This is a genomic window from Paraburkholderia gardini, from assembly GCF_907164545.1.
Classification (GTDB): Bacteria; Pseudomonadota; Gammaproteobacteria; order Burkholderiales; family Burkholderiaceae; genus Paraburkholderia; species Paraburkholderia gardini.
The window spans coordinates 40,289-62,316 of record NZ_CAJQZB010000038.1; the positions used below are offsets into that span (position 1 = coordinate 40,289).

Here is a 22,028-nt window from a genome sequence, read left to right on the forward strand (position 1 = left end):
GGCCATGGATTCCACCTTTTCCACACTGCCGGCGTACGCCGAGCTGTTCTGCTTTTCGAATTTTTCATTCCTGCATGGCGCTTCGCATGCAGAGGAACTGGTCGGGCGCGCAGCGCAACTCGGCTACTCGGGTCTGGCAATAACAGACGAATGCTCGCTTGCGGGTATCGTACGGGCGCACGTTGCGGCCAAGGAAGCGAAGCTTCCGCTCGTCATCGGGTCGTACTTCCGGCTCGTCAATGCCGACGGTTCAACGGCGTTCGGTCTCATCCTCCTCGCCCAGAACCGCGAGGGATACGGGAACCTCTCAGAGCTGATCACGCTTGCCCGCACACGCGCGCCGAAAGGCCAGTATCGGCTGAGGCCGCAGGACCTGTCGCGGCCCGACCGGGAAAACAGCCATCTGCGCGGCATGCCCGATTGCCTCGCGATACTGGTGCCCGACTTTCCCACGAAAGAGGATGTTCTGGATGCACAGCTTGAGTGGTTCGACCAGACATTTCCAGGGCGTGCGTGGTGTGGGCTCGTGCTTCATCAACGGGCGATGGATGACATCCATCGCGGTGCCGTTGAATACGTTGCCAACAGGCATCGCATACCCGTCGTCGCGCTCGGCCAGGTGGTGATGCATGTGCGCTCGCGCAAGCCGTTGCAGGATACGTTGACGGCTATCCGTGTGGGCAGGCCGGTGCACGAATGCGGATATGACCTGGCACCCAACGCCGAGCAGCATCTGCGTTCCCGGCTGCGACTCGCAAACCTCTATCCGGAGTACGCGCTCGGCGAGACGACCAACATCCTCGCACATTGCACTTTCTCACTCGACGAGCTTCGGTACGAGTACCCCGACGAACTGGTGCCACCCGGATTCACGCCTGCGACCTATCTGCGGCAGGAGACGTATACCGGTGCACAGCGACGTTTTCCTTCAGGCATTCCACACAACGTTCAGGGGCAGATTGAACACGAACTTGAGCTGATTGCGGACCTGCAATATGAACCCTATTTCCTGACGGTATATGACATCGTGCGGTTTGCACGGAGTCAACACATTCTGTGTCAGGGACGTGGCTCTGCCGCCAATTCGGCGATCTGCTATTGCCTCGGTATTACTGAAGTTGACCCTGCACGTGGCAATATGCTTTTCGAGCGCTTTATCTCAAAGGAGCGTGGCGAACCGCCGGACATCGATGTCGATTTCGAGCATCAACGGCGCGAAGAGGTAATCCAGTACATTTACAAAAAATACGGTCGCGACCGGGCGGCAATTGCTGCCGCCGTTTCGACGTATCGATCCCGCGGCGCCTTGAGGGAGACCGGCAAGGCACTAGGCGTCGACCCGCAGATTGTCGATGCCGTGGCCAGGGGGCATCAATGGTTTGATGGCAAACAGGACCTCCTCAAACGTTTTACGGAGTCCGGCCTGAACGCGGAGACTCCGCTGATTCAGGCCTGGGCGTCTCTCGCGTCGCAGTTGCCTGGCTTTCCCAGACACCTGTCCCAGCACTCCGGTGGATTTGTTATCAGCCGGGGCAAACTTACGCGCCTCGTGCCGGTTGAAAATGCTGCAATGGTGGACCGGTCGGTCATCGAGTGGGACAAGGACGACCTCGAATCACTGGGCCTGCTGAAGATTGACGTACTGGCACTCGGGATGCTGTCGGCAATCCGCCGCGCACTTGACCTGATAACAGACCAGCGAGGCGAACGGTTCGAGATGCAGGACATACCTGCAGAAGACCCGCAAACCTACGACATGATTTCGCATGCGGATACCGTTGGCGTATTTCAAATCGAGTCGCGTGCGCAAATGAGCATGCTGCCACGACTGAAGCCCCGCACGTTCTATGACCTGGTTATCGAAGTTGCCATCGTTCGCCCGGGACCGATTCAGGGTGGCGCCGTTCATCCGTATCTGCAGCGTCGCCAGGGATTCGAGCCGGTGACTTACCCCAGCAAAGCGCTTGAGACTGCCCTGGGCCGCACGCTGGGCGTTCCGATTTTCCAGGAACAGGTGATGCAGGTGGCCATTCTTGCCGCAGGGTTCACTGCTGGAGAAGCGGACCAGTTGCGAAGGGCGATGGCAGCCTGGAAGCGCAAGGGTGGCCTGGATAAATACTACGACCGCATCGTCAATGGCATGCTCGAGCGCGGGTACGACAAGACATTCGCGGATGGCATCTTTCAGCAGATTCTCGGTTTCGGCGAGTACGGTTTCCCGGAAAGCCATGCCGCCAGCTTCGCACTGCTCGTGTACACAAGCAGCTGGCTGAAACGCCACGAACCGGAAGCCTTTCTTGCGGCGATGCTGAATAGCCAGCCAATGGGTTTCTATTCGCCGTCGCAACTGGTGCAGGATGCGACGCGACATGGAGTCCAGGTACTGCCGGTCGACGTCACGACAAGTGGTTGGGACTCGTCGCTTGAGCACGTGGACGGTGCTGAAAAGCCCGCCGTCAGGCTTGGTTTGTCGTTGCTCCGGGGCATGCGGGACGGCGCCGCGGAGCGCATTGAAAATGCGCGAGCCGTGAGGCGGTTCACGACAGTGAATGACCTCGCGCGACGCGCTCAGCTGGACCGTCACGACCTGCAGGTGCTTGCCGCGGCGAACGCACTGTCATCTCTTGCCGGCAATCGACGCGAAGCGCTATGGCAGTCGGTTGCCTCCGTGCCTGACAAAGACATGCTGTCGGTCGCGAAGGTTGAAGACGAAACACCAGAGCTGGGTGCACCTTCCGAAGCTCAAGACATCGCCGGCGATTATCGGTCCATGGGACTGACACTCGGACGCCATCCTCTTGAACTTCTGCGACCTCAGTTGCTTGCCAGCAAACTGATGCCGACCTCAACGCTGCAGACTTACCGGAGCGGCCGGCTGGCCCGCGCCTGTGGCATCGTCACCATGCGTCAACGGCCGGAGACCGCGAAGGGTGTCATCTTCATCACTATCGAAGACGAGACGGGCAATGTGAACGTCATCATATGGCCCAAGGTGTTTGAGCAGCAGCGCAAGGAAGTCCTCGGCGCATCGTTACTCGGAGTGCTTGGCGTATGGCAGTGTGAAGGCGAGGTACGACATCTCGTCGCGCAACGTCTCATCGACATGTCGCATCTACTTGGCGGTCTGACTGCGCCAAGCAGAAATTTTTGCTGACCAGACATGGTGTCAGGAACCTCTGTTTCCTTCTCCAGCAAGCATTTTTGACGGGCGAACGTGTCTCAGGCGCGCTGTTCGACAAATGCTAACAAGACGACCCTCACGGAACGTAAGCAACAGGCGCAAAAGCCAGTCGACGGTCGGCTCCCTGGTGTTTCGCTAAGTCTGGGTGAGACCGCCGTGTCGCCGGGTCGGCTCGCGCATCGTGACGTATTCTTCCGCGGCTGTCGGATGCACAGCCAGCGTCGCGTCCAGATCTGCTTTGCGAGCGTCCGCCTGCATGGCGACGGCGACAAGCTGGATCATCTCAGCCGCTTCGGGCCCCATCATGTGGGCGCCCAGCAAACGGCCCGTCGGTCGATGTACAACCAGCTTCATCAGCATTTTTCCGTCCCGACCCGACAGCGTCGCCTTCATGGGCCGAAAGCGGGAGATGTAGATGTCGATTTCGTCCGGCGCGCTGATCAGCGCAGCTTCCTCGGAAAGTCCGACGACGCCGACTTCCGGAGTCGTAAACACAGCGGTTGGCACGCAGGCAAATGAGCTCAATGCCTCTTTGCCGCCAAAAACCCGATCCGCAAACGCGTGACCTTCCCTGATCGCGATCGGAGTCAACGCCACGGCGTTGCTCACGTCGCCGACCGCGTAGATGCCGTCGACGTTTGTGCACGAATGCGCGGTAACCACCACGGCACCGCGTTCGCCGAGCTGAACGCCGGCGTTGCCCAGGCCAAGAAACGCAGTGTTGGGGCGACGCCCCGTGGCACCGAGAACGGCATCGATTTCGAACTGCATGCCATTGGAAAGACGCACACTCAGCGCGCCCTCTTTCTCACGACGCTCGATGCTCGCAAGCCTCGCCTCCGGGACGATCCGTACACCCGATTCGATCAAGGCGGACTGAAGGTGAGAACGAACGTCCTCGTCGAATCCTCGCAGGATCTTCGCCCCGCGCATGACCACGGTCACTTCCGATCCAAGCCGTTGCAGGATGCACGCGAATTCGAGCGCGATGTAGCCTGCGCCCTGCACGAGAACCCGGCGAGGCTGTGTGTCCCATTCGAATAGCTGGTTGGAATTCGCGACCCACTGGGAACCGGGATAGTTATCCGGTTCAGCCGGGACCGCGCCGGTAGCGACAAGAATGTGCTGCGCCTGCAACTGCCGCCCGCTGCCCACGAGGCGAACAGTGCGTGGCCCCTCGAAGACAGCGCGGTCCTGAATTATCTCGACACCGGCCTGTTTCAGCGTGCTCTCGTAGACTTTTTCCAGTCGATGAACCTCCTGGTCGATGGCACGCTTGAGCCGTCCCCAATCGAACGTGTGCCCGTCCAGTTTCCACCCATAGCCCGCTGCATCCTCGAACTCGGCTCTAAAGCGGGACGCCAGCACCATCAGCTTTTTCGGCACACAGCCACGGATCACACAGGTTCCCCCCAGTCTGTGTTCTTCCACGAGGACAACCCGCGCGCCGTGACTGGCCGCGATCCGTGCTGCGCGCACACCGGCGGACCCGCCGCCGATCACGAGCAGATCAAACTTCATTTCCGGCATGATCGCACCCGGGACGGACAAGCCGGTGTCGCAAGGCGGTGACGACGCCCATCGCAAGAGTTTGCGAACTGCACGGCACTCATACAGCACCCGCCAGTCGACCACCGGTCTTGCTGGCGAGCCCCACCTCTTCATATCCGCCTCCGGATTCGTCGGGCCACGAGGTGGCAACCCGGAAAGATGGGCGCGCCGCCAGAGCCGTGTACCAGGCGTGGATGTTCGGACGCTTCGTAGCTGACCAGAACTGCTCCTCGCCCAGCGCCGACAGCCGGAACATGAAGGGCGCAATACAGATGTCCGCTAGCGAGAACTCGCCAACGATCCAGGGCCCGGGGACAACTGCCGTTTCGACGTGATCCAGCAGCACTTCAATTCTGGCAGTTGCTTCTGCAAGCTCCTTTTCGCCGATCTCGCCGCGCACGCCACGCGAATGCATATCCTGAAGGAATTTTGTCGGACGGCGGGCCGCCTGTTCACGCAAAGCTTCGTCGCCCCAGCGATTGCGCAATTTCGGAATGATGTACCTGACCATCGTCAGCTTGACGATCGCTTCGAATCCCTCTTCGCACGCCCGCACAAAACCACGCATACGTGCAGCTTTGAGCGCATCCGCGGGAATGAGCCGCACGCCGCCGAATGCTGCATCGATGTATTCGTTGATAACAGCCGAATCGCAGATGATTTCGCCGTCGTGAACAAGAGTTGGCACCACCCCCTCGGGATTGATCGCGAGGTATTCGGGACGCAATTGATCGAACTTGAAGAGATCGACGTATCGACTTGTCCACGGTACCTGCTTTTCTTCAAGCGCCATGCGAACGCGGACGGAACAGACCGAGCTCCAGAAGTGATATAGCTCTACCATCATTTACCTCTTTCAGATTGCGACGAGAAATAGCAAAAAAGCGGGACCGGTCAGAAACTGTGCTGCAGGCCGACCATCGCGCCCGTCTGGTTCATGCCCGCGCCCGGCGTGGCGCCGGGTCCGCCCGCGCTGACGTTGTATGCGGCGTGACGGCTGTTCATCAGATATGCGGTCTGCACATACACCGCCGTGCGCTTGGACAGCGAGTACGCACCGCGCAGCATCGCCATGGTGGCGCGCGTGTCATGCTGCGGGTTGATCATGCGAAAGCCTTCGCCCTCCACCCGGAACGCAGGCGTAACCAGATACGACACGCCCGCGAAATACAGATCGGAACGCACCGAGGCGGGGCCGCCGTCGCCCGGTTCCACGCGCCGGCCCAGCCAGCCCGCGTCGAACTTCACCGGACCGAACTTCGCGTAGGCGTTGAGCTGGGTGCGGATGTCCTTGCCGTTGCGTCCGAGCGGCGCGGGCGCGAGCCCGTCGAAGAAACTGAAGCCCGCATTCTGGCCGCCGCGCTGTTCCTCGTAAGAGGCCGCTGCGCCGAAGTGCCCGGCGTCGTAGCGCAACAGCGCCGACAGATTCGTGCACTGCTGGAAGTCGCCCGCGACCTGCCCCGCGCATGTGCCCTGTCCCGGCGAGTTGCCGGTACCCGCCGAGTCGCGTCCGAACGAATACATCGCGCCGATCGTGAACGGACCGAAACGTCCTTTGTAAGCGACGCTGTTATCGGCGCGCGCGTTGGGCAAATAATTGTCGAACGAGCCGAGGCTGTACACCGCGGGCCCTGAGATTTCGTTGTCCGCAAGCGCGTAGGTGGTCATCGTGTATTGCCGGCCGAACGACAACGTGCCCCAGTTGCTGGATAGCCCGACCCATGACTGCCTGCCAAAGAGCCGCCCGCCCTGGCTGATGTCGCCGCCGCGCGTATTGAAGCCGTTTTCCAGCACGAAGACTACCTGCAGACCGCCGCCCAGGTTCTCGACGCCGCGCAGACCCCAGCGCGATGGAATCAGGCCGCTGTTGCCGGGCATGCGGGCGAGCGTCTGACCTTGCGCGCCAACGTGATTGACGAACTCGACACCCGTGTCGACCACGCCGTACAGTGTGACGCTCTGGGCGTATGTCGCACAACTAATCGATGAAAGGGCCAGTCCGAGGAAAAGTGAATGTTTCATGCCGTCTCCTGTTGTTTATTGTGCCGGCCCCGGGTGCCGACTGAATGCGGCTTTCCGGGTACGGCATTCTTGTACCCCGCGCCGCAACAGGCGACACAGGAATTCTGATTCTTTATGGCGGTTGCTTAAGCTATCATTCAGTTTCGACTTTGCAGCATCAGAAGCCACTCATGCCCAAATCCGTATCCCCTTCGCGCGCCCCCCGCGTGCGCGCCGCCGCCAGTCAGGCCGCGCCGGTTTCGAGGAATCAGCCGTTGCCGGCCGAGCGCCCCGACCACGATCTGGATCACTCGGTCGGCTATCTGCTCAACCGGGCTGCCAGCATCATCGCGGCCCGCTTCAGCGACGACCTGAAGGCTTACAACATCAACCTGCAGACGTGGCGCGTGCTCGCGGCGTTGCGTCACGAAGATCACCAGACGCTGTCCGACCTCGCCAGTCATACCGGCTCCGAGCTGTCCTATCTGTCGCGCGCGGTTAGCGCGCTGGAAACCAAGGGCTACATCCAGCGCAGCGAATCGCCGGCCGACCGCCGCAACATTCATCTTTCGATCACCCCCGCAGGCGCGGCGATCGTCGCCGAACTTGCTCCGCGCGCGTGGGAGATCGAGCGCATGTCCATGAAAGGCGTCACGGCCAGTGAGCTCGCCATCACGCTCAAGACATTGCGGGCGGTCTTTTCCAACCTCGTCGACAGCTGCGAAGACGCCTCCGTCGTCAATCGCAAGCTGACTGTCGCGCGCCGCGTGCGCCGCCGCGAAGCACGCGACGAAGCGTCCCGGTGAGCGCGCCGGCGACCTGCGTCATCAATGCGCATGGGGCACGAAGTCCTGCGTGATCTGCTTGTATTCGAGAAAATCCTCCACTGAAGCGAGGCCGCCGAGGCGCCCGGAGCCGCTCGCCTTGAATCCACCCTCCTCGAACTCGACCGCGAGATTCGCCCAGCTATTGATGGAAACGAGGCCGGCATGCAAGCGCCGCGCAACGCGCACCGGGCGATCGACATCGCGGCTCCAGACGCACGCGCTGAGTCCATAGTCGCTGTCGTTGGCCATCTCGATGGCTTCTTCTTCGGTATCGAAAATCTGCAACGTCTGCACCGGCCCGAACGTCTCTTCGCGGACAATCGGCAGGCCCGGATCGCTGATCTCGAGCAGCGTGGGCAGATAGAACGCGCCGCCCGCGAGCGCCGGATCTTCCGGTGGACCGCCACGCACGACAGCGCGCGCGCCAGCGGCAATCGCTGCCTCGACGGCCGCGTTCACCCGCGCCACCGCCGCGTTGTCGATCAGCGGGCCCATCTGGCTGGACGGGTCGCGCGCCGGGCCGGCGCGCACGGCGCGCAAGCGTTCGGCAAGCCCTTCCGTGACCGCTTGCGCAACCTTGCGGTGAACGAGAATGCGGCTACCGGTCATGCAGAATTGCCCTGCGAAGACCGTGCAGGATTTTTCGAGCACGGGCAGCGCGGCGTTCAGATCGGCGTCTTCGAAAATCAGATGCGGGGTCTTGCCGCCGAGTTCGAGCCCGACGCGCTTGAGGCGATCCGCCGCTGCACGAGCGATGGCGCGCCCGGTCGAGGTGCTGCCCGTGAAGCTGATGACGGGCACCTGCTGCGAGTCGACGAGCCGCCGCGCTCCATCGGCACCGGACTCGATGACGATGTTCACGACACCCGGCGGAATATCGCTCACGGATTCGATGATGCGGCCGAGCAGCGCCGCCGTTTGCGCCGCCTGATGCGGCATCTTGATGACGGCGCTGCAGCCCGCGGCCAGCGCCGGCGCCAGCGCGCGGATGCACAGGTACGCCGGCGAATTCCACGGGATGATGAGACCGGCGACACCGGCCGGCTCGCGGATCGACATCGCCTGCTGGCCCGGCCGGCTTTCCAGCACGCGCCCGAAGTTGTGCATCGAAAGGCCGACGGCAAAGCGCAGCGCGCGCGGAATCAGCGACGCCTCGAAGGTCGCCTCGGGCCGGATCTTGCCGTTCTCCATGCAAAGCGTGTCGATGACTTCATCGAGCCGGGCCTCGAACGCGTCGGCGAGATGGCTCAAGGCTGTGGAGCGCAGATGGGCGTCGCTTCGCCATGGACTGCGCAGAAATGCGTCGGCGGCGGCGTCGATCGCCGCCTGCATGGTCTGCTCCGGCGCGTCGTGAAAATAGCCGATCACGTCTCCCGTCGCCGGATCGATACTCGCGCGGCGCGGGCCATCGCTGCGCCACGCGCCTGCGATCCAGTGCTGCGCATCAGGTACTGCTGACATGGCAGGCTCTCCTGTTTCAACAAAGGTCGATTGTTCGAGCGAGCCTGGTCAGGCCGCGGCCGTGCGGGCACCGTCACGGGCGACGCGATCGAGCAGGCGCGCGGCGTTGCCCCCTTCGACCGCGCGCAGTTCCGTGTCGCTGAAACCGACATCGCGCAGGCCTGCCAGGGTTGCCTCCATGCCGTGCTCAGGGACGAACGGAAAATCCGTGCCCAGCAGCACGTTGGCGGGCGTGACCAGCTTGAGCAGCGCGGCCATCGACATGGGGTTCGCGGAAATCGCCGTGTCGTAGTAGAGACGGCGCAGGATCGGCATCACGCCGCCCGGTACGTGCGGGGCCAGGCCCTTGTCGATCGAGCCGAGCATCGCCATGCGGGTTGCGAGATACGGCACGGTTCCACCGGCATGCGAGAAGATGAAACGGATGTCTGGACACCGCGTGAACGTTCCCGAAAACAGCAGGCTCGCGACCGTACGCGTGGTGTCGTGCGGAAACTCGATCAGCGAATCCGGTTCGTCGGGCAACAGGCTGCGGCTGCAACTGCAGGAGGTCGGGTGTACATAGACCACTGCCTTGCGGCGGTTGAGTTCGTCGAATACCGGCGCGAAGTCCGCATGGCCCAGATAGCGATCGGCGTAGTTCGTCATCAGACCGATGCCGTCCGCCTTCAGGACGTCGAATGCATGGTCGATCTCCTTGAGTGCCGCGGAGACGTCCGGCAGCGGCAATGCGGCGAACGTGCCGAAACGGGTGGGATGATCAGCCACCATCTGTGCCGAGAATTCGTTGCACGCGCGCGTGAGCGTTCGCGTTTTCGCCATGTCGGGCATCCATAGCGGCGGTGCCGACACCACCGCTGTCGTGATGCCGTGACGGTCCATCACGGCGAGCGAATCGGCTACCCGCCACTGCGGTGCGACACGATTCGGCGCGGGTGCGCCGATGGCCGCCTCGCCCATTGTTTCGCGAAACACCGGCGGCAGAAAGTGATGATGCACGTCGATGCGCTGGAGGGCGGCGGACGCGACCACCGCATTTCCCGTGGTTCCCTTTTCCGTTTGAGCCATGCCGGGCACGACCTTGCTCGCGAGCAGGCCCGCCATCATCATTCCCAGCTTGCGGCGTGCGGGCCTTGCAGCACGGCCGGTCTCCAGATTGCGTTCGTTGTTTTCCTGATGCATGGCTCTTCCTGAGTTGAATGCATTGATGCCCATCGCGGCGACTCCCCCGTTACCCCCGAGACCCGGCATGCGCGTCGACGGGCGCGGGTATCAGACAGGCTCGGCGACGACGCGATTCTCGATCGTCCCGATGCCGTCGATATCAGCGCGCATGACGTCGCCGACGCGCAGGTACTTCGCCGGACTCATCGCGACGCCCACGCCTGAAGGCGTCCCGGTCGCCAGCAGATCGCCCGGTTCGAGCGTAAAGGCTGTCGAGAGGTGGGCGACCTGCGCGTAGACGTCGTGGATCATCGAGCCGGTCTCGTCGTCCTGACGCAGCTCGCCGTTCACCCACATCCGCAAACGCAGCGCATGCGGATCGCCGATCTCATCGGGCGTGACGATCCACGGCCCCGTGGGACCACAGGTGTCGAATGACTTGCCGATCGTCATGGTCTGCGTGGCGAGTTGCCAGTCGCGCACCGATACGTCGTTGCACACCATGTAGCCGGCGATGAACGTGGCGGCCTCCTCGCGCTTCACGTGCCTGCAACGCTGACCGATCACCGCGCACAACTCGACCTCGTAGTCGAGCTTGTCCGATACGGCCGGCAGATGCACGTCGCCGAACGGACCGTTGATGCAGGAAACCTGCTTGTTGAACCAGACCTGCGTCGGTGGCGTCGCCACACCGACTCTCGCCGCCTCCTCCACGTGCTTGCGATAGTTCATGCCGATCGCGAGGAACTTCGACGGATTGGGCAGCGGCGCGAGCAGTTCGACTTGCGCGAGCGGCACCGCATGGTCGCCGCGCACGGCGCGGGCGCGCGTGATTGCATCGGATCCGGCCTGCAGCAGCCCCAGCATGGTGTCGGGCAACGCGGCATCGTTGCGCGGCAGATCGATCACCTGATCGCCGTCCACCTTGCCGATCGAGATCCTGCCGTTATGCCTGTAGGTAACGAGTTTCATGAGTGATTGAAGAAGAAAGGGTTATGCGAGGCTCGCGGGAGACGGGTCTTCGTTGACCTGCTCCTCGCGGTGAGCCATGACGGGAAACGGATAGCGGCGCGGCAGCCGCAGCAGCAGCCACGCAGCGCACGCCAGCACGGCGACGAAGGCGATCAGCGCGGGACGGTAGGAGCCGGTGGCATCGTAGGCGGCGCCCATCGCGAACGGCCCAAGGCCGCTGCCGATGGTGAATACCGCGAACAGGTAGCCGTAAATCTGTCCGAACGCGCGCAGACCGAAGTAGCGGCTCTGCAGATACGCGATCAGGTCGACCTCCGCGCCCATGCCGAGACCGATGAGCACGGCGCCGAGCGTCGTGAGCAGAGGGTCTCGGCTCGCGAGCAGCGTCACGACGCCTAGCGCCGGAAGCACGACAAACGCGATCGCGACGTGAGGACCGAAGAACCGGTCGAGCAGGAAACCGCACAGCAGACGCCCGACGATCAGCGACGCCCCGATGGCGGAGAACACAACCACCGCCCGGCTGGCGGGAATACCGCGGTCGGTCAGCAGGGGCACGAGGTGCACGATCGTTCCGTTGGCGACGATCGGTATGCAGAAGAACGCCACGGCGAGCATCCAGAAATGCGGGCTGCGCAAGGCCGTGCGCGCGTCGATGCCGGGTAAGCCGCGAACGTGCGCCTGGGCCGCCGCGGTGCGAGGCAAACCGTCCGCGTCGCCGACAAACAGCCCGACGGCGACAAAAGCGATCACGAACACCGTCATGCCGACCGCGACATAGGCGCCGCGCCATCCGAACCGGTCGAGATACAACTGCGTCAGGCGGGGCACGAGCGCGGCGCCCAGTCCCACGCCGGTCATCGCGATGCCCATTGCGATACCGCGCCGCCGGTCGAATGCCGCGGCAATCGCCTTGGCGTACGGCAGCGGCGCCTGCCCCGCGCTGAAGAGCCCGACCACCGAGAACATCGCGAGAAACACCACCGGGATGCCCGGCACCAGCGACATAGCCGCGATGGCGAGCGCAAACAGCGTGATGGCGGCGAGCGTGACCCGCTTGATGCCGTGGCGGTCCATCAGCTTGCCGGCGATGGGCGTGCCGACCGCAGCGAAGACCGAGCCGAGCAGCACGGCGGCAGACACCATGCTGCGATTCCAGCCGAGTTCCGCCATGATGGGCTTCATCAATACGGAAGCCGAAAACTGCAGCACCGTCACGTTGCCGACGATCAGTCCGAGGACCGAGCCGAACACGATCCACCATCGATTTCTAAACATACCTCGCACGATTGTCTCCAGTTGCTTTTGTTATCCGGTTCTGCGGCGCCACTGCGGGCGGATTCCGCCGCGTTGTCATGCGGCGGTGCTGTGCTCGATGAAGCGTCCAGCATGGAACAGCAGCGGCGATTCGCTGCCGTAAGAAAAGCGCTCGACGTGACCGAGAATCATCACGTGATCGCCGTACGTTTCGATGGCGGCTCGCCGGCATTCGAAGCGGGCCAGCGTGTCGCCGATCACTGGCACGTCGCCGAGGCCGGTTTCGATGCGTTCGCTGAAGGAGGCGAACTTGTCTTCCGAGGGTCGCGCGAAGTGACTCGCGAGATGCTGCTGGTCGGCGGCAAGGACGTGCACCGCAAAGTAGTCCGACGCCCTGAACACCGGCAGGCTCGGGGCGCGGTCGTTCAGGTACCACGCGACGAGCGGCGGATCGAGCGAAACGGAACAGAACGAATTGACGGTCAATGCGGCCTTGCGGCCGTCCGCGGTGCGGGTCGTGACGATGCACACGCCAGTGGCGAAGCGCCCTAGCGCGTTGCGCAACTCGCGGCTATCGACAGATGGCGTGCTCATGCTTTTTCCCCGGTTTTTTCCGCGATGAAATCAGGCGCGGCATTGGCGCCCGCGCCCGTGAAGCAGCGTGGATCGCGCGTGGAGCCCCAGTAGTCCAACGAAAGCGGCGATGGCTCGATGCGCCGCGGCGCGCGTGGGAACGCTTCGGGGAACGCCTCCATGCCGAAGCTGTATTCCATCGTCAGGCCGTCTGGATCGAGGAAGTACAGAAACACGCTGTCGGAGGCAGGATGCCGGCCCGGACCGAACACCACGTCCGAGCTGGCGGCCTTCAGGCGCGACAATGCCCGGCCGACGTCATCGATCTCCGTCACCATGTAGTTGACGTGATGCAGACAGTGGCGCTCGAACTTCGCGATGCCGATGCCGTGGTGCCAGGGGTTCGGCCAGCAGCGCATGAACGTGATGAACTCGCCGACCGCATCCGACTCCCGGAAATTCAGCACGTCGCGCCAGAATTCGACGGCGCGCGCCGCATCGGGCGTGTTGAACACGACGTGCCCAAGCCGCTGGATGCGCGCAACCGTCGGCTGAAACGGACGCGCGGAATCGGGCGACGGCACATAGAACTCCACTGTCGCGCCAACGAGCGGTTCGAATACCCGCACAGCCCTGAGTTGCGCGCGCGAGCAGCAGGTGTCGGGATCGATTTCGTGCACGAAAAGACCCGCGCGGGTGAGACGCTCAATCAGCGGCTCGAACTGCGCGACGTCCTCCAGCATGAAGCCGACGCAGCGCAATCCCGCTTCACGCGCTTCGTAAAGCACGACACCATGATGTTCCTGATCGCAGCGCAGCCGTATTCCGCCATCGGCGCCGGTGTCGACGTATTGCAGCCCCACCACCTCCTCGTAGAAACGGCGGGCTTTTTCCAGCTGGGTCACGTTGAGCTCGACGCGCCCCAGTTTCCGGTATCGGACCATCGTCCTGTCTCCTTCAATACTGGCCGCGCGGCGGCAAGCCGAGGCGCATCTGTCCGTACATCGTGGACACCGCCTGCCAGTTGACGCTGATATGATGGGCCAGCGCATTGATGTCGCGCCAGGCGCGCTGGATGCCGTTGTCCAGCTGGATGCCGGTACCGCCCACGACGTCGTAGAGCGCGTTGATCGCCTCGACGCACAGGCGCACCGACCAGGCATGGCCGCGCCGCAAGGTGATACGTTGCTCGACGCTCAGTTTCTCGCCGGCGTTGACCAGATCGGTGACCAGCTGCAGATCGCGCTGCAGGATCAGTTGCGCGGCATCGACCGCCGCTTCCGCCTGTGCCACCGCCGACTGAACGTGGCTGAACTGGGAAATCGAAGCACCGCCGCCGGTGAAAGCGCCGCGCGTGGCGCGCGCGGCAATGCTCGCGACGAATTCGTCGATCGCGCCCCGCAGCGCCGCCGCCGCGGGGTTGGCCAGCAGCGGCGGAAAGCCGCTCAGGAAAGGCACGCGGTACAGCGTCGACGCGTGAATATCCGCGCCCGGCGCTTCCTGTTCGAGGACACTCGAAAACGACACCGTGCGATGCGCCGGGACGAACACCTCGGCTTCGATCGCGATGTCCTTGCTGCCGGTGCCCGCGAGACCAACCGTGTGCCACGTATCGATGATCCGGTATTCGCCCTGCGGCACGAGAAGAAAAATCGGCTGCGGCGGGACGCCTTCCGGCTGCTCGACCATTGCGCCGAGCGCGAGCCATTGCGCGTTGTCGCTGTTGCTGCCGAAGCTCCAGCGGCCCTTCAACCGGTAACCGCCGTCGACCGGCACTGCCTTGCCGGTCGGTGCGATGCAGGAGGCGAGTAGCGCGTCGGGCGAGTTGCCCCACACGTCGTGCTGCGCTTCCTCCGGGAACATGCCGAGCACCCACGACGCCGCCGCGCTCAGGCCATAACACCAGCCGGTCGATGTGCATCCGCGCCCAATTTCAAAAGAAAGACGGCGCAATGCCTCGAGGCCCAGTTCGTAACCGCCGAAACGGCGCGGCTGCACGACCCGGTAGAGACCCGACTCCTTGAGCAGTTGCGTGACGTCGGCCGAAACGCGGCGGTCCTGTTCGGTCTGGCGGGCGCGCGCTGCAACGACGGCGCGCAGTTCAACGGCGGCATCGAGCAAGCGCGCAAACGGGTCGTGATCGGCGCGAACAATGATGGGCGATAAGGCCGAACGTTCCCCGACGCCTGGGGTAGATGTCATTCTGTAGTCTCCTAAACTATTGCAAAAGCAACCAATCCGTGCTCGAATTAAAACCTGGAATGGTTGGTTTTGCAACCTTTATGCGCCGCTTCCGAGATCAGGAGATACCCGAATGAACACACGTCTTCAGCCGTCACATTGCGGCTGCATCGACATCCATACCCATGTCGTCCCGCACGATTTCCCGGCCTGTATCGGCAGCCGCCCGGATGCGCCGTGGCCGTCGATGCGCGAGGCGCAACTGTGTCACCGGCATGTGGTCATTTCGGGCAATGTGTATCGAACAGTGTCGAGTCAGGCGTGGGATGTCGACGTCCGGCGCGCCGATATGGACCGGCTCGGCGTCGGGCGGCAGGTGCTGTCCCCCATGCCGGAGCTGCTGTCGTACTGGCTGGATGCGCAAGACGGCGCGATGCTGTCGCGCTATCTGAACGAGACGCTAGCGAATATGGTGGCGCGGGAACCCGGGCGGTTCAGCGCGCTCGGCGCCGCGCCCTTGCAGGACATCGATTGCGCGATCCGTGAACTCGAATTTGCCGTCGGCCCGCTGGGACTGGCCGGTATCGAGGTGGGCAGCAATATGGGCGGCGTGCCGATCGGCGATCCGCGTTTCTGGCCTTTCTTCGAGGCCGCCGAGGCCTGCGGCGCAGCGATCTTCGTCCATCCGCTGCGGCCCACGGGTATGGATCGACTGGTGGGACCGGCGTCGCTCGAACAGATCGTCGCGTTTCCTGGGGAGATCGGTCTTGCCGCGGCTTCGATCATCACCGGCGGCCTGCTGGCGAAGTTTCCGCGCCTGCGCATCGCGCTCAGCCATGGCGGCGGTGCGATCCAGACGCTGCTACCGCGCATGCAGTTCGCGTGGGAGTGTCAGCGCGGGTTGCGCGAAGCCATCCCGGTCGCGCCGATGGAAGCCGCACGTGGGCTCTACTATGACGACCTGCTGTACAGCGCCACGGCGATTCGCGCGCTTGTCGATACAGTGGGTGACGACCGTCTGATGATCGGCACCGACTATCCGTTTGCGATCATGGACGCCGATCCGGCGGGACGTGTGGCATCGCTGGGACTAAGCGACGCGGTGCAGGAAGCGTTGCGGTGGCGCAATGCCGCGAGGTGGCTGGGGCTCGTTTAAGCGTATAGGTGATTCGTCATGCGCGGATGCGCTGGCTTTCGACGTCCCCGTAACGCAAAAGCCGGCTACCAGCGCCGGCTTTTTTTCTGCGTCCATTCGCATGCACGATTCGAACAGACTTTTCCTGTGCCGTTAAGCGTATTTAGTCCGCCCGGCCTTAAACCATTCCCGGCCGCCGATCAACCGTGCCCGAGATACGCCGCCTGAATTTCCGGTGACGACAACAGTTCCTGCGACGATCCTTCCTGCCGCAGCCGGCCCACTTCCAGCACATAGCCGCGATCGGCCAGCTTGAGCGCCATGCGTGCATTCTGCTCGACGATCAGGATCGTCACGCCCGTATCGCGCACGGCTCGCAGCACCTGGAAGATGTTCTTCACGATCAGCGGCGCCAGACCCAGACTCGGTTCGTCGAGCAGCAACAGGCGAGGTTTGGTGACCAGCGCGCGGCCGATTGCCAGCATCTGCTGCTCGCCACCGGACAAGGTTCCGGCCAGCTGCGTGCGCCGTTCGTAAAGCCGTGGAAAGACCTCATACACGTATTCACAGCTTTTGGCGATTTCCGCAGGCGGCCGCGTGAAGCCTCCCAGCCGCAGGTTCTCGACGACGGACAGCGTGCCGAACACGCGCCGCCCTTCCGGCGATTGCCCAATACCGAGCCGCACGATCCGGTCGGCGCCGAGGCGCGTCGTTTCCTGACCGGCAAACGTAACCTTGCCGGCCTTTGGGCTCAGCAGGCCGCTTAACGTTCGCATCAACGTGGTCTTGCCGGCGCCGTTCGCGCCCAGGATCGCCACCACCTCGCCTTCGGCAACGTGAAGCGAAATGCCCTTGAGCGCCTGAATATGCCCGTAGGCGACGTGCAGGTCTTCGATCTCCAGCAGGTGACTCATGGGCTCACGCGTCCTTGGTGTACTGCCTGCATCAACGGATCTTCTTCGTCATCCTGACCGAGATAGGCTTCGATCACGAGCGGGTTGCTGCGAATCTCCGCGGGCTTGCCTTCGGCGATCTTCTTGCCGAAATTGATGACCACGATGTGGTCGGTCACGTTCATCACCACGCTCATATCGTGTTCGACCAGGATCACCGTCACGCCCGCATCGCGAATCGCGCGGATCGTGTCGTTCAGGCCGGCCGATTCGAATTCGTTCAGGCCTGCCGCCGGCTCGTCGAGAATGACCAGCTCCGGCTCGGCCACGAGCGTCCGTGCCATCTCGACGCGCCGCTGCGCGCCATAGGGCAGCGAAGTCGCATTTTCATGCGCGACGCTGGCGAGATCGAGCCGTTCGAGCACCTGCATCGCCCGTTCGACCAGTTCCGCTTCCTCGCGTCTCTGCGACGGCGTATTCAGCAGCCCTTGCCACCATTTCTGGCGGATGCGCAGATGTTCGCCCGCGATGACGTTCTCGAGCACGGACGTGTCCGCGAACAGACGGATGGTCTGGAAGGTACGGCGAATGCCAAGCCTCGCGATGCGGTGCGGCGACAGGCCCGTTGCGTCCTCGCCGCGCCAGCGGATCTGCCCGTCGGTCGGCTTGTAGACGCCGGTGATCAGATTGAAGACGGTCGTCTTGCCGGCGCCGTTCGGCCCGATCAGGCCGACGATCTGGCCGCGTTCGACGCGAAAACCCAGATTGTCCACCGCGCGCAGGCCACCGAAGCTGATGCCGACGCGATCCAGCTCCAGCAAGGTCTCGGGGCCGGCTGGCGCAGCAGCCGGAGAAACAGCGATGGTCATGGTCAAATCCTGCGCGTCGGCCAGATGCCTTGCGGCCGCAATACCATGACAACGATCATGGCGATGCCGAAGGCGAGGTAACGATATTGGGCGAGGTCGGTGAAAATCTGCGGCACGACAAACATCATCGCGGTGCCCAGCAGCACGCCGGGGACCGACGCCTGGCCGCCGACCAGCACGATCGCAAAGAGCGTCACCGAATCGGTGAACTGGAACGAACCCGGGCTGACCGCGGACAGTTGCATCGCGAACAGCGCGCCGGCAAGCCCCGCGAATCCGGCGCCCAGCGCGAATGCGGCAACCTTGTATTTGCGCGAGTCGATACCGAGCGTGGTTGCCGCCAGTTCATCGTATTTCAGGTAGCGGAACGTGCGGCCGAGCGCGGAACGATCGAGGTTGCGCATCAGCCACAGCACCAGCGCCAGCGCGACCCAGTTCATGTAGAACAGATCGCTCTGGCTATCGAACGAATGGCCGAACAGCGTGGGACCGCTAACGCCGAAGATTCCATCCGGCCCACCGGTCAGGCCGAACAGATTGTTCTTCATTGCCAGCACGAAAATGGCGTTGAAGCCGATCGTCACCACCAGCAGATAGTCGCCGCGCAATTTGACGATCGGCGCGGACAACAGCGCGCCGATCGCGGCGGCGATCACGACAGCCACGGGGACGGTCAACAGAATCGGCCAGTTGAAGGTGGGGGCGAGAATCGCGGTGATGTACGCGCCGATGCCGAAGTACACCGCATGTCCCATGTCGTACATGCCAGCGCGTCCCAGCACGATGTCCTGCGACAGCGCGACGATTGCATAGATCGCGAAAACCCCGCCGACCGTCACCCACGCGGGCGACAGCGCGACCGGCAGCAGCAGGCCGATGCACCAGAGCACCGGGCCGGCATAGCGCAACCATTTGCTGGCACGGGACGCGGGCAGGGCCGTCGACGACGGCGGCGTCTCTGGGGGGTGAGTCGCGTGGTTAGTGTGGTTATCCATGACTCATACCTTTTCTGCGACGCGCTCGCCCAGCAGGCCGGACGGCCGCACCAGCAGAATCGCGATCAGCAGTGCGAACGTAATGGCGTCCTGCCATGAGCTGGACACGTAGCCGGCCGCGAACGCGTTGAAGAGGCCAAGCAGCAGCCCGCCGAGCATCGCGCCGGGGATATTGCCGATCCCGCCGATAATCGCGGCGATAAACGCATTCAGGCCGTACGACCATCCCATCGTAAAGTAGGCCTGCCGATAGTACAGGCCCACGAACAGGCCGCCGACCGCGCCGAGCGCCGGTCCGATCACGAACACGGTCGCGATCACGCGGTTGACGTTGATGCCCATTAGCCGCGCGGCATCCTGGTCGATCGCCGCGGCGCGGATCGCCGTGCCGAAGCGGGTGTGATGCACGAAGAAATACAGCGCCACCATCAAAACAAACGCACCGGCCATGATCAGCAACTGCACGAAGCCGAGATACGCGCCTGCGATATGCCAGGTTTTGTCGGGCAGCAGATTGTTCGGGAACACGCGGACATTGGGCCCCCAGATCAGCATGATGCCGTTCTCGATCAGCATCGACGCACCGAGCGCCGAAACCATCGGCGAAAGGCGGTGCGCGCGGCGCAGCGGCCGGTAAGCGAGCCGCTCCAGCAGCGTGCCGGTGACGGCGACCACGATCACGGCAATCACGAACGCAAGCGCCAGCAGCACGGGTGTCGGGAAGCCGGCGAACGCGCCGGTTGTCAACGTGGTCAGGCCAATGAAAGCGCCCAGGATGCAAAGATCGCCGTGGGCGAAGTTGATCAGCTTCAGCACCCCATAGACCATCGTATAGCCGAGTGCGATCAGCGCGTATATCCCGCCGACCGTCAACCCGTTAATGAGTTGCTGCAAGATGGAACTCATCGGTCTCCTTCCATGGCAATACCAGCACAGCGCGGACGTGACGGCACCGCGCTCTTTTTAGCGCGATGCCGCAGGTCTGTCGGATTACTTCGGATAGGTCGTCTTGTAGCTGCCGTCGGACTGCACCTCGAAAGCGACCATCGGGCTGCCGATCCGTTCACCCTTTGCGTCCCACGAGAACGGTCCGGTCAGGCCCTTGAAGCCTTTCATGGTGTGCAGCCACGGAATCAGCTTCGCCGTGTCCGTGCTTCCCGTGGCCTTGATACCGGCGAATACCGCACGCAGGCCGTCGGCATTGGTGAACGTGTAGATGCTCGGCGGTGCCGAACCGTACGCCTTGACGTAATCGGCCAGAAATTTCCTGGCTTCCGGATAAGCAAGGTTCTCCGGTGCGGGAACGTTGATGATGGTCGCGCCCTGCGCCGCATTGCCGGCGATCTTCGCGAACGCCGCGTTCTGGTTGGCGTCGCCGCCGACGAACGCGGCCTTCATGCCGAGTTGCACCATCTGGGCGCGAATCAGGCCGCCGTCGGTGTAGTAGCCGGAGAAATACAGCACATCTGGATTGTCGGCTTTCAGCTTGGTCAGCACGGCGCTGTAGTCCTGCGTGCCCGCCGTGATGAAATCGTTCGTGACGACGTTGCCGCCCGCGTCCTTGATCGCCTGCCGGACGCTGTCGGCGAGACCCGTGGCATAGCTCGAATGGTCGCTCAGCACGACGATCCGCTTGTAGTGCATCGCCTTGACCAGATACTCCGCGGTGAAGATCGCTTCCGCGCTGTTCGGCGGTGCGTTGCGGAAGAACGTCTTATAGCCTTTCTGGGTGAGTTCGTCGCTGGTGCCGTCGGACGTCTGGATCACGTTGGCGGCGGAATAGATCGGTGCGGCGGCAAGCGCGGCGCCGCTGGTGTAAGTGCCGATCACGGCGATCACGCCGTCGTTGACCAGTTTGCGGGCGCAGATCGCGGCCTGGGCCGGCTTGCCTTCATCGTCGCAGACGTCCACCTCGATCTTGCGGCCCAGCAGGCCGCCTGCGGCATTCTGCTGCTCGACCAGCAGTTTGACGCCGTTCGCGATGCCTTGTCCCTCACCGGCGTATTCCCCGGTGATCGGCGCCTGCACGCCGATCTTGACCGGGCCGTCCGCGGCGAGCGCGGCCCCCATTCCCAACGCCAGCGTAACAGCGGAAATTGCGGAAAGCTTTGTCAGCAGTTTCATCTTCTAGTCTCCTGATCTGAATCCATGGCATGCGACAGCTGTTTTTCTCGGATGCATCGGCTTGCTTCACGACACCTCCCCGTGAACGGATCATTGCGACCGTTCGCCGTCAACTGGGGCATCCCCGTCTCTCGCGTCTCATCGTAAGGCGCAACCTTTCGGGTCATGCAGTGAAACCTGCGGTAGCGAACAAAGGATAGCCAGACAAGGTTTGCGAGCGCAATCGATACTGTCACGGACAATATAGGGACGATAGTCCGGTGTCTTGTGCTTCCTGCCCGTGGCGGATGAGCATTTCTGCATAGTCCGGGATTCGCTAGATATAAACCCTGATATGGCCGAAGGGCGCTGTCACGTCGGTGGAAGGCCTGCGTAACTGGCGAATTGATGATTAGGACAATATCGTTGCGAAGCTCAATGCGGGGCTCCTGATGACCAACGAAAATGTGAGCTTGCCCCTGTTTCGCGAATCCCATAGCTGAGAGATTTATGCGGCTCGCCCCGGTTGAGCGGCGAACCAGTTTTTCTCGAACGTCATGGGGCTGACGTAGTCGAGCGTCGAGTGTAGCCGGCGCGAATTATAAAAGCCAAGCCAGTCGACGATTTCATCCATTGCCGCACGCCGGGTCGCGAAGTGTCGGCCATGCAGGCGTGCAACTTTCAACGAACCCCACAGGCTTTCGGTCGGTGCATTGACCCAGCAGTCGCCGCGCCGACTCATCGACGAGCGCATGCCGTAGTCGGCCCTGAACAATTCGTTTTAAAAAGCGCTAGCGTCAAGCCAGCGCTTGTACAGCCATACTGCGATTCAACAAGACAGCAAGAATCAAGGCATAAAAAAGCC

Annotated in this window: 18 protein-coding genes and 1 pseudogene; 3 read left to right on the forward strand and 16 right to left on the reverse strand. The window is 62.9% G+C overall.

Translation table 11 applies throughout. The features are described from left to right. Positions 1–4 precede the first annotated feature (4 nt). Positions 5–3,154 (forward strand): error-prone DNA polymerase, encoded by a 3,150-nt coding sequence (locus tag LPA37_RS22510; protein ID WP_228978026.1) that lies wholly within the window; start codon positions 5–7, stop codon positions 3,152–3,154. Between the two features lie 162 nt (positions 3,155–3,316). Here LPA37_RS22510 and gorA read toward each other — a convergent pair whose 3' ends face one another. The 3 genes from gorA to LPA37_RS22525 all read right to left on the reverse strand — a co-directional run bounded on the left by gorA (position 3,317) and on the right by LPA37_RS22525 (position 6,754). Next, positions 3,317–4,711, reverse strand: a complete 1,395-nt coding sequence (gene gorA / locus LPA37_RS22515; RefSeq protein ID WP_229013758.1) for a glutathione-disulfide reductase — start codon at positions 4,709–4,711, stop codon at positions 3,317–3,319. Between the two features lie 79 nt (positions 4,712–4,790). Continuing rightward, complete coding sequence (locus tag LPA37_RS22520) at positions 4,791–5,579, reverse strand: glutathione S-transferase family protein (protein WP_324251902.1); 789 nt, start codon at positions 5,577–5,579, stop codon at positions 4,791–4,793. A 47-nt stretch (positions 5,580–5,626) separates the two neighbouring features. Then, a complete protein-coding gene (locus LPA37_RS22525; RefSeq protein ID WP_229013760.1) occupies positions 5,627–6,754 on the reverse strand; it encodes a porin in 1,128 nt (375 codons plus the stop codon). A gap of 170 nt (positions 6,755–6,924) precedes the next feature. Here LPA37_RS22525 and LPA37_RS22530 point away from each other — a divergent pair, with 170 nt between their 5' ends. Further along, complete coding sequence (locus LPA37_RS22530; protein ID WP_229013761.1) at positions 6,925–7,539, forward strand: MarR family winged helix-turn-helix transcriptional regulator; 615 nt, start codon at positions 6,925–6,927, stop codon at positions 7,537–7,539. 21 nt (positions 7,540–7,560) lie between these two features. On the opposite strand, the gene LPA37_RS22535 is transcribed toward LPA37_RS22530, so the two are convergent. The 7 genes from LPA37_RS22535 to LPA37_RS22565 form a co-directional block, all read right to left on the reverse strand. Next, positions 7,561–9,021, reverse strand: coding sequence for an aldehyde dehydrogenase family protein (locus LPA37_RS22535; protein WP_229013762.1), 1,461 nt, complete (start codon positions 9,019–9,021; stop codon positions 7,561–7,563). Between the two features lie 48 nt (positions 9,022–9,069). Then, positions 9,070–10,203, reverse strand: coding sequence for an amidohydrolase family protein (locus LPA37_RS22540; protein ID WP_229013763.1), 1,134 nt, complete (start codon positions 10,201–10,203; stop codon positions 9,070–9,072). A 90-nt stretch (positions 10,204–10,293) separates the two neighbouring features. Beyond that, positions 10,294–11,157, reverse strand: a complete 864-nt coding sequence (locus LPA37_RS22545) for a fumarylacetoacetate hydrolase family protein (RefSeq protein ID WP_229013764.1) — start codon at positions 11,155–11,157, stop codon at positions 10,294–10,296. A gap of 21 nt (positions 11,158–11,178) precedes the next feature. Next, positions 11,179–12,435: an MFS transporter gene (locus LPA37_RS22550; RefSeq protein WP_229013765.1), complete on the reverse strand. Its 1,257-nt coding sequence runs from the start codon at positions 12,433–12,435 to the stop codon at positions 11,179–11,181. Positions 12,436–12,510: 75 nt separating this feature from the next. Next, complete coding sequence (locus LPA37_RS22555; RefSeq protein WP_229013766.1) at positions 12,511–13,008, reverse strand: flavin reductase family protein; 498 nt, start codon at positions 13,006–13,008, stop codon at positions 12,511–12,513. Next, a complete protein-coding gene (locus tag LPA37_RS22560; protein ID WP_229013767.1) occupies positions 13,005–13,931 on the reverse strand; it encodes a VOC family protein in 927 nt (308 codons plus the stop codon). Before LPA37_RS22560 ends, LPA37_RS22555 begins: the two co-directional genes overlap by 4 nt. A 13-nt stretch (positions 13,932–13,944) precedes the next feature. Next, positions 13,945–15,189, reverse strand: coding sequence for an acyl-CoA dehydrogenase family protein (locus LPA37_RS22565; protein ID WP_229013768.1), 1,245 nt, complete (start codon positions 15,187–15,189; stop codon positions 13,945–13,947). A gap of 112 nt (positions 15,190–15,301) precedes the next feature. On the opposite strand from LPA37_RS22565, the gene LPA37_RS22570 reads away from it, so the two are divergent. Beyond that, positions 15,302–16,324 carry an amidohydrolase family protein gene (locus LPA37_RS22570; protein ID WP_229013769.1) on the forward strand — a complete coding sequence of 341 codons (1,023 nt, stop codon included), beginning with the start codon at positions 15,302–15,304 and terminating at the stop codon, positions 16,322–16,324. A 179-nt stretch (positions 16,325–16,503) separates the two neighbouring features. On the opposite strand, the gene LPA37_RS22575 is transcribed toward LPA37_RS22570, so the two are convergent. The 6 genes and pseudogenes from LPA37_RS22575 to LPA37_RS22600 all read right to left on the reverse strand — a co-directional run. Then, positions 16,504–17,217 (reverse strand): ABC transporter ATP-binding protein, encoded by a 714-nt coding sequence (locus tag LPA37_RS22575; RefSeq protein ID WP_229013770.1) that lies wholly within the window; start codon positions 17,215–17,217, stop codon positions 16,504–16,506. Then, positions 17,214–18,065 carry an ABC transporter ATP-binding protein gene (locus LPA37_RS22580; protein ID WP_229013771.1) on the reverse strand — a complete coding sequence of 284 codons (852 nt, stop codon included), beginning with the start codon at positions 18,063–18,065 and terminating at the stop codon, positions 17,214–17,216. Before LPA37_RS22580 ends, LPA37_RS22575 begins: the two co-directional genes overlap by 4 nt. Positions 18,066–18,067: 2 nt before the next feature. Next, positions 18,068–19,060, reverse strand: a complete 993-nt coding sequence (locus LPA37_RS22585) for a branched-chain amino acid ABC transporter permease (protein ID WP_229013772.1) — start codon at positions 19,058–19,060, stop codon at positions 18,068–18,070. A 3-nt stretch (positions 19,061–19,063) separates the two neighbouring features. Continuing rightward, the gene (locus LPA37_RS22590; RefSeq protein WP_229013773.1) at positions 19,064–19,966 is read right to left on the reverse strand and encodes a branched-chain amino acid ABC transporter permease; all 903 of its coding nucleotides are present in this window, start codon (positions 19,964–19,966) and stop codon (positions 19,064–19,066) included. An 84-nt stretch (positions 19,967–20,050) separates the two neighbouring features. Continuing rightward, positions 20,051–21,184 (reverse strand): branched-chain amino acid ABC transporter substrate-binding protein, encoded by a 1,134-nt coding sequence (locus tag LPA37_RS22595; RefSeq protein WP_229013774.1) that lies wholly within the window; start codon positions 21,182–21,184, stop codon positions 20,051–20,053. Between the two features lie 487 nt (positions 21,185–21,671). Continuing rightward, a pseudogene (locus tag LPA37_RS22600) lies at positions 21,672–21,923 on the reverse strand (integrase core domain-containing protein); the annotation flags it as partial. Positions 21,924–22,028: the final 105 nt, after the last annotated feature.

Excerpts from the sequence above, each read along its gene's own strand:
- LPA37_RS22575 (WP_229013770.1), bottom strand. The coding sequence starts at position 17,217 with ATGAGTCACCTGCTGGAGATCGAAGACCTGCACGTCGCCTACGGGCAT.
- LPA37_RS22580 (WP_229013771.1), bottom strand. The coding sequence starts at position 18,065 with ATGACCATCGCTGTTTCTCCGGCTGCTGCGCCAGCCGGCCCCGAGACC.
- LPA37_RS22570 (WP_229013769.1), top strand. The coding sequence starts at position 15,302 with ATGAACACACGTCTTCAGCCGTCACATTGCGGCTGCATCGACATCCAT.
- LPA37_RS22530 (WP_229013761.1), top strand. The coding sequence starts at position 6,925 with ATGCCCAAATCCGTATCCCCTTCGCGCGCCCCCCGCGTGCGCGCCGCC.
- LPA37_RS22585 (WP_229013772.1), bottom strand. The coding sequence starts at position 19,060 with ATGGATAACCACACTAACCACGCGACTCACCCCCCAGAGACGCCGCCG.
- LPA37_RS22560 (WP_229013767.1), bottom strand. The coding sequence starts at position 13,931 with ATGGTCCGATACCGGAAACTGGGGCGCGTCGAGCTCAACGTGACCCAG.
- LPA37_RS22590 (WP_229013773.1), bottom strand. The coding sequence starts at position 19,966 with ATGAGTTCCATCTTGCAGCAACTCATTAACGGGTTGACGGTCGGCGGG.
- gorA (WP_229013758.1), bottom strand. The coding sequence starts at position 4,711 with ATGCCGGAAATGAAGTTTGATCTGCTCGTGATCGGCGGCGGGTCCGCC.
- LPA37_RS22525 (WP_229013760.1), bottom strand. The coding sequence starts at position 6,754 with ATGAAACATTCACTTTTCCTCGGACTGGCCCTTTCATCGATTAGTTGT.
- LPA37_RS22520 (WP_324251902.1), bottom strand. The coding sequence starts at position 5,579 with ATGATGGTAGAGCTATATCACTTCTGGAGCTCGGTCTGTTCCGTCCGC.
- LPA37_RS22545 (WP_229013764.1), bottom strand. The coding sequence starts at position 11,157 with ATGAAACTCGTTACCTACAGGCATAACGGCAGGATCTCGATCGGCAAG.
- LPA37_RS22565 (WP_229013768.1), bottom strand. The coding sequence starts at position 15,189 with ATGACATCTACCCCAGGCGTCGGGGAACGTTCGGCCTTATCGCCCATC.
- LPA37_RS22535 (WP_229013762.1), bottom strand. The coding sequence starts at position 9,021 with ATGTCAGCAGTACCTGATGCGCAGCACTGGATCGCAGGCGCGTGGCGC.
- LPA37_RS22510 (WP_228978026.1), top strand. The coding sequence starts at position 5 with ATGGATTCCACCTTTTCCACACTGCCGGCGTACGCCGAGCTGTTCTGC.
- LPA37_RS22550 (WP_229013765.1), bottom strand. The coding sequence starts at position 12,435 with ATGTTTAGAAATCGATGGTGGATCGTGTTCGGCTCGGTCCTCGGACTG.
- LPA37_RS22540 (WP_229013763.1), bottom strand. The coding sequence starts at position 10,203 with ATGCATCAGGAAAACAACGAACGCAATCTGGAGACCGGCCGTGCTGCA.
- LPA37_RS22595 (WP_229013774.1), bottom strand. The coding sequence starts at position 21,184 with ATGAAACTGCTGACAAAGCTTTCCGCAATTTCCGCTGTTACGCTGGCG.
- LPA37_RS22555 (WP_229013766.1), bottom strand. The coding sequence starts at position 13,008 with ATGAGCACGCCATCTGTCGATAGCCGCGAGTTGCGCAACGCGCTAGGG.